The sequence below is a fragment of the Flavobacterium sp. genome, from assembly GCF_036515215.1.
Classification (GTDB): domain Bacteria; phylum Bacteroidota; class Bacteroidia; order Flavobacteriales; family Flavobacteriaceae; genus Flavobacterium.
In genome coordinates this window covers 1-6,510 of the sequence record NZ_DATBVQ010000040.1, presented here as the reverse complement: position 1 = coordinate 6,510, position 6,510 = coordinate 1, and the positions used below count along the sequence as shown (strand labels likewise).

General features: G+C 39.9%; 7 protein-coding genes. 4 read left to right on the top strand and 3 right to left on the bottom strand.

Annotated elements, in window-relative coordinates:
- The coding region (locus tag VIH09_RS03025; protein ID WP_331577739.1) for a vanadium-dependent haloperoxidase at nt 1-1,122 on the top strand (1,122 nt) is incomplete at its 5' end.
- A gap of 231 nt (nt 1,123-1,353) precedes the next feature.
- Here the strand turns inward: VIH09_RS03025 and VIH09_RS03020 are convergent.
- The 3 genes from VIH09_RS03020 to VIH09_RS03010 all read right to left on the bottom strand — a co-directional run bounded on the left by VIH09_RS03020 (nt 1,354) and on the right by VIH09_RS03010 (nt 4,153).
- The gene (locus VIH09_RS03020; RefSeq protein ID WP_331577737.1) at nt 1,354-2,964 is read right to left on the bottom strand and encodes a class I SAM-dependent methyltransferase; all 1,611 of its coding nucleotides are present in this window, start codon (nt 2,962-2,964) and stop codon (nt 1,354-1,356) included.
- Nucleotides 2,965-3,073: 109 nt separating this feature from the next.
- Nucleotides 3,074-3,529, bottom strand: a complete 456-nt coding sequence (locus VIH09_RS03015; RefSeq protein ID WP_331577735.1) for a tRNA (cytidine(34)-2'-O)-methyltransferase — start codon at nt 3,527-3,529, stop codon at nt 3,074-3,076.
- A 48-nt stretch (nt 3,530-3,577) separates the two neighbouring features.
- Nucleotides 3,578-4,153 (bottom strand): pseudouridine synthase, encoded by a 576-nt coding sequence (locus tag VIH09_RS03010; protein ID WP_331577733.1) that lies wholly within the window; start codon nt 4,151-4,153, stop codon nt 3,578-3,580.
- Between the two features lie 170 nt (nt 4,154-4,323).
- On the opposite strand from VIH09_RS03010, the gene VIH09_RS03005 reads away from it, so the two are divergent.
- The 3 genes from VIH09_RS03005 to VIH09_RS02995 form a co-directional block, all read left to right on the top strand.
- The gene (locus VIH09_RS03005; RefSeq protein WP_331577731.1) at nt 4,324-4,686 is read left to right on the top strand and encodes a hypothetical protein; all 363 of its coding nucleotides are present in this window, start codon (nt 4,324-4,326) and stop codon (nt 4,684-4,686) included.
- A 130-nt stretch (nt 4,687-4,816) separates the two neighbouring features.
- Entirely contained in the window at nt 4,817-6,187 is a 1,371-nt protein-coding gene (gene rmuC, locus VIH09_RS03000; protein WP_331577729.1) for a DNA recombination protein RmuC, read from the top strand.
- A gap of 9 nt (nt 6,188-6,196) precedes the next feature.
- On the top strand, nt 6,197-6,510 hold a 314-nt coding region (locus tag VIH09_RS02995), incomplete at its 3' end, for a 6-phosphogluconate dehydrogenase (protein ID WP_331577727.1).

Below are 6,510 nucleotides of genomic sequence, written 5' to 3'. Positions count from 1 at the left end.
GATGCACTTAATAATATCAAACCAAAATATGAACGCTTTGCCCTTCATGAACGAGAAAAATTTGCCGACCCCGATGCGGCTGTTGCCAGTGCAGCATATTGGGCCATTAAGGGACTGGACCAGCAAAGGAGTTTTCCTATTGACACATGGTACAATGAGAGTTTAGCAACCATCCCCAACGGGGAAAGTAAAGAATTAGGCATCGCTCTTGGGAAAAAAACAGCCGATGCCGTTATCGCCAACCGAGCCAATGACGGATTTGCTCAGGTGATACAAGCATCTCTAACTCCGCTTGATGGCGATGAGCCAGGCGAATTTCGCTCTCCTATTATGATTATGGGTGGTGTATTTAATTATTTAAACCCACCAGTCAAAAGAATTTCTAATTGGGGTACAGTTATGAAACCTTATGTGATAGAAAGCAACCAGCAGTTTCGCCCTGAGGGGCCTTATGCCGTCAACTCAACAGATTACACCGCCGATTACAACGAAGTGAAAACAAAAGGTGGAAGGGTGAATTCTACACGAACAGCAACTGAAAGCACGATGGCGCGATTCTGGTCAGATAACAGGCCTTCTATTACTTGGAATAACTTTACCCGCGAAGCCATTAAAACCAAAAAAATGGACGCCTGGAAAACTGCCAGGTTATTTGCGCTAATGCATACCTCTATGGCCGAAAGCATTAACTCAGGACTGAATGCCATGTATCATTTTTATTACTGGAGACCAGAAACGGCCATTCGACTGGCCGCCACTGATGGCAACTCCGATACAATGGCCGACCCCAACTGGCTGCCTTTTCTTACAGAAATACCCAATGCTTTTCCCACCCCGCCTCAACCAGGATACCCCAGTTCATTTACAGCTTACAGTGGAACTGCTGCCGAAGTATTGCGATTATTCTTCTCGTCTGATGAAACCGATATTAACCTAACCAGCGCCACTATACCCGGTACTTCAATGCATTTTAGCAGTTTTACACAAGCAGCAAGAGAAAGCTCATTAAGCATGATCTTATCTGGCTGGGATTTCAGAAAGTCAGCGATGGATGGAGAAGAAATGGGAAAGCAAATCGGGAACTATGTTTTCACTCACCATTTCCGGGAAAATGATGATTGAAGCTTTTTAATAAGCCGCTCCATTTTTTAGCACTGTGAAATAAATAAACATAAAAACCGTTATTTTCCCGATTCGCCTTTCGGGGCTGTATCTAAAAATATCAAGAAATGGTTTTGTTATATCATTCTAGTTAATAACCTGACTTCGATAATTATTTATCGAAGTCAGGTTATTAATTTAGCTCGAGGCGACTATTGATTTAATAGATTATTATTTCAGTTCAAAATCGCACTAAACTTTCCCTTTCAGCAAATTGATACTTACAGTGGCGATATTCGAATCGGGAAAGCGCTTAAAAAACTGCGTGTCCGGATATAGTCCGGCTTCTGCGGCAATTTTGTGCAAAACGGGTATTTCCACGATATACTGGTTCGAAAAACCATGGGTCGCATCATATGCAGTAGCAGCCGTCTTGCCCAAATTTTCTGCTGTCAAAACTGGAGGAATCTTATGCAGTTCGATCATCAACAGACCAAATTTCCTGACAAATGGTGACCATTTATTAAAATGCTCCAAAAGATTATCCTCCAGGAGATTATTGTTAATTCGCATTCCCCTGTGCGCAAAAGCTCCAGTGGATTGGCTAACTCGTCCCGCTGTAATGTGCTTTGGTATTTCCCAGATGCGGTTGTGGTCTAGAAAAGTGCGCACATTTAACAAGTCCTTTAAATCGATGCCGTAATTTTCCATTAAATCACTCGCCAACAGATCCGGACGACCTATGTCGCCCCAAATGACTTTAGCCCAAATATCGGCTTTGATCAAATTGGCTCGGGTAACTTTGAGAGCGGCCTGGTTATAATCGGCGCCCACCAAAAACAACGGGTAATCATCAAGCATTTTCCCTCGCAAAGTCTGTCTTTCGATCACGTTGAAAATGTGTTCGAGGAAAGCCCCGTTGCCGCAACCCATGTCCAGAATCCCTTTTGGTTGGTCTTCTATTGGTAAATTAAACAACTTGATGATGATTTCATCCACGACTTTAAAATAGCTGTCATGGGCGCCACCGCTACCCCAAACATTCATTTCCCGATCCACATGAATTTCATCTTCTCCTTCGCCAACATTTCGCAGTACATTCGGATTGCCAAAAAGCAACTCGTCCATTTTGCTGAATGTGGGCATATAAGACACAGTCACCCCGTATGCGGATGCCCTTTTGGCAAAAAACAGCCCGGTTTCAGTGAATTGATAATTACCGTTCTTTTGGGTAAACCAACCCAGATATGCCAAGAAATCCAATATGATTTTGAAGTTTTCAGGGGACTTATGAAACTCTTCTGGACGGAAGGAAATTTCCATGAAGTACTTGTGAAACATCCCGCTCATGCCAAGCCTGACCAAAGTTGGTCCTACTAATGCTCCTTCAATATGAGTTAAAATTTGATGTTGTATTTCGCTCTCCAAAGGATCATTAGAGAAGACAAGACCATAATTTTTTTTGTATTTTTCGAAAATAATTTTCAATCGCTCAAAAGGGGCTTCTTCAAATAACCGCGGGTGGAATTGCATTGAAAATTGCAACAGTTCTACGATGTCTTCATACAAGTGAAATAGCGGAAAAGCTATTTCGCTCTTGTCGCTCAAACTAAATCTGATTTCATCTGTGGCATTATTGATATGGTGTTTCAGGAAACCTTGCGAACATAATACACGTAAAGCTACATTAAGATAGCCTTCGTTTGCTTCAAACTGAGAAGTCAGTTCACTAAGCGTGCACTCTTTTTTATCCAGTATGAAAGACAGGACTCCCTTTTTGTGCAAGCTGTAGGCCACGGGTCCGGTTACCAATCCATCCAAATGCCTGAAAATGGAACTTCTGAGAAAAACTTTATCGACCATAAAAAGCTTATTTTAAATGAGTGGCATTCGACTACAGCCAAACCACCTTCCCAAATATATAAAATTTCACCCTAACATAGCATTTCTCTTTTTAATCCTGGATAATTAATTATCGCTTTAACTGGATTTGCCTTTTGGCCTCCCCAATGACAAAAGCCACGGAGTTGGCTATGTTGAAACTACGAATGTTGGCTGACATTGGTATCTTTAAATGGTTCTCAAATTGAGACAATACGGCCTCGCTTAATCCCCTACTCTCTTTGCCAAAAACCAACCAATCTCCATCTTGAAATTCAATTTCCAGATACGATTTCTCCGCATGCGAACTCATCAGGAAAACCCTAGAGGAATCAGGGATTTGTTTGGTCCATTCGGCCACATTTTGGTACTCGGTAACGTCGAGATGCACCCAGTAATCCAAGCCTGAGCGTTTCACGTTTTTATCATTGATCACGAAACCAAAGGGATGGATAAGGTGTAAACGGCTTTCGGTTCCCACGCACAATCGGCCGATATTTCCTGTATTATTGGGTATTTCGGGTTCAACCAAAACAATGTTCAACATATTTTATTTATTTAAAGATTGAAAAATTAAAAGATTGCTTCCAATCTCTTAAATTTCGATTTGAAAATCACTTAGCTCGATCACTTCTCCCGACTGCAAATTATTGAGATGTATATTCCCAATTCGCACGCGCACTAATCGTAAAGTGGGGAAACCCACTGCCGCCGTCATTTTCCTGACTTGGCGAAATTTGCCCTCATTGACCGTTATAGAAGCCCAAGAAGTAGGGCCATGACGTTCGTCTCGAATTTTTTTTCCTCTTGGTCCAAAATTTGGAGTTTCATCAATTAGAAAAGCTTCGCAGCGTTTGGTGACGTATTTGGTACCGTCGAAACCTATTTCAACCCCCATCTTCAATTTATAGATTGCTTCCTGTGTTATGAGGCCGTCAACTTGCACATAATATTCTTTGTCCACTTTTTTAGAACGAATAATTTCGCTCATCTTTCCATCCGTGGTCAACAACAGTAGTCCTTCCGAGTCTTCATCCAAACGACCTATCGCCATCGTTCCTTTGGGGAAATCATACAATTCTCCTAACAGTTTCTTTTTCCTTTTCAATTCATAAATAAATTGACTTAAATAACCGTAAGGTTTGTGGAGGATAAAATGATTATGGGCCATTAGTTCGATTCAAATGATAAACAGCTGCAAAGATAGCTTTGTTTTATTAGCATCAAACAGCCCCAAGCCAGATTTCATTCCTCTAAAAGCTATGTTAAATGATTAAGATAGTCCGTTTAAAATCAGTAATATTATAAAACGAATTAGCAAAATCTAAAAAATAATATGTCATGAAAAATAAAGATTCAAAAAAAGAAAGGCAAAATATTAATGAAGGATTTAGCGGGCAAAATATAGATCCGATAAAAAAATGCCAAGAATCTATGCTTAACGAAGAGATAGAAATTGATGCCGAAGGAAATAAAAAGATAGTGCAAAGAGCCAGGAATGTTGATGGATCTATTGCCCCTATTCCAGACGAAGAACGAACATGGAACGATAATGAAAGTCTTAGTCGAGGTGTGACAACAGAGGAGGAGGCCATGAAAACAGTTGAAAACGAAGATCTCAACGCTGACATAACCGCAACAAGATATCCTGCTTCGCACCCCGATAATCAAACCGACCGCGGAAATATGAAACTTGACGAATAAATCAAGTACATCAGTTTAAAAAAAAGCCAATAAAAAATTTACCTTATTATTGGCTTTTTTATTTTCCCTTTAATAAATTTAGCACTAAGATGTATTATTACTTACTTTTACTTTCTACAAAAATCTATTTATGTCAAACATGCTTCCGTTTTTATTCCTATTTATTATTGCACTAGCCATTGGGGTTTTCATTGGCAAACTTATATTTTCTGCCCGTTTTCAATCCGAAAAAATCAGTCTGGAAGAAAAATTAATCGCTTTAAATTCTCAATTTAATCAGCTGAAAGAGCAATTTTCGAATGAGAAAAAGGTTTTCGAAAAACAATTGGAAATCACTAATTCTGATAAAGAAATTATTCGAAACGAAAAAGACAGTCTGGCCATTCAGCTTTCAAAGAAAGAAGTTGATTTTGAGAACCTTTGGGAACGCAACAAAGAGCAAAAAGAAGAGGTGGAGAAACTTCAGGAGAAATTCACCAAAGAATTCGAAAATCTGGCAAATAAAATATTGGACGAAAAGTCCAATAAATTCACTGAGCAGAACAAAGAAAACATGAAAAACATCTTGACGCCTTTGCAAGATAAAATTCATTTGTTCGAAAAGAAAGTCGAAGACACCCACAAAGAAAGTATCGATTATCATGCGGCTCTTCGCCAACAGATTCTGGGATTGCGCGAAATGAACATCCAGATGAGCAAGGAAACCATCAACCTGACCAAAGCTCTGAAAGGGGACAGCAAAATGCAGGGGAATTGGGGAGAACTCGTTCTGGAGCGAGTCCTTGAAAAATCTGGCTTGGAAAAAGGACGCGAATACGAAGTGCAGCAAGCGTTCACTACTGAAGATGGAAATCGCGTTTTCCCCGACGTTGTGATAAATCTGCCTGACGGCAAAAAGATGATCGTCGATTCGAAAGTATCTTTGACAGCTTATGAAAAATACATCAACGAGGAAGAGGACGATTTAAAAAACGGCTATCTAAAAGAACATGTCAATTCCATCAAGCGCCACGTAGAACAACTGGGAAACAAGAATTACCAAGATTTATACCAGATAGAAAGCCCTGATTTCGTATTGCTTTTTATCCCCATCGAACCCGCTTTTGCCATGGCCTTAAATGAGGACACTTCATTGTACAACAAAGCGTTCGAAAAAAACATCGTCATAGTTACTCCCGCCACTTTATTGGCCACTTTGAGGACCATTGACAGTATGTGGGCGAACCAAAAACAACAAGAGAACGCCTTCGAGATCGCGCGTCAAGCAGGTGCTTTGTACGATAAATTCGAAGGTTTTGTGTCCGATTTAATAAAAATAGGAAAGAAAATAGACGAAAGCAAAACGGAATATAGTGGCGCCATGAATAAACTTGTGGAAGGAAAAGGGAATTTAATTACCAGTGTCGAGAAGTTAAAAAAAATGGGAGCCAAAGCCAAAAAATCGCTTCCAGAAAATATATTATCAAGAGCTGAAAAAGACGAAAACCAACTTTTAAATTAAACCGTCAAGATGAAAAAATTTTTAGGAATTCTAGCAATTGTTATCGTATTGTCCACGACACTTTATTTTGCTTTTGTATACAACGCCACTTATAGCGAAGGCGTGCGATCGGGGCATTTAATTAAATTCAGCCATAAAGGAGTGGCATTCAAAACTTGGGAAGGCGAATTGAGCCAAGGAATGTCAGGTTCACAAATCTTTGCTTTTTCAGTACTGGATAAGGACAAAAAAGTAATATCGGATTTAAAAAGCATGGAAGGCCAATATGTAAAACTGAGCTACATAGAACGCTACAAGACATTTCCTTGGTGGGGTGATACCAG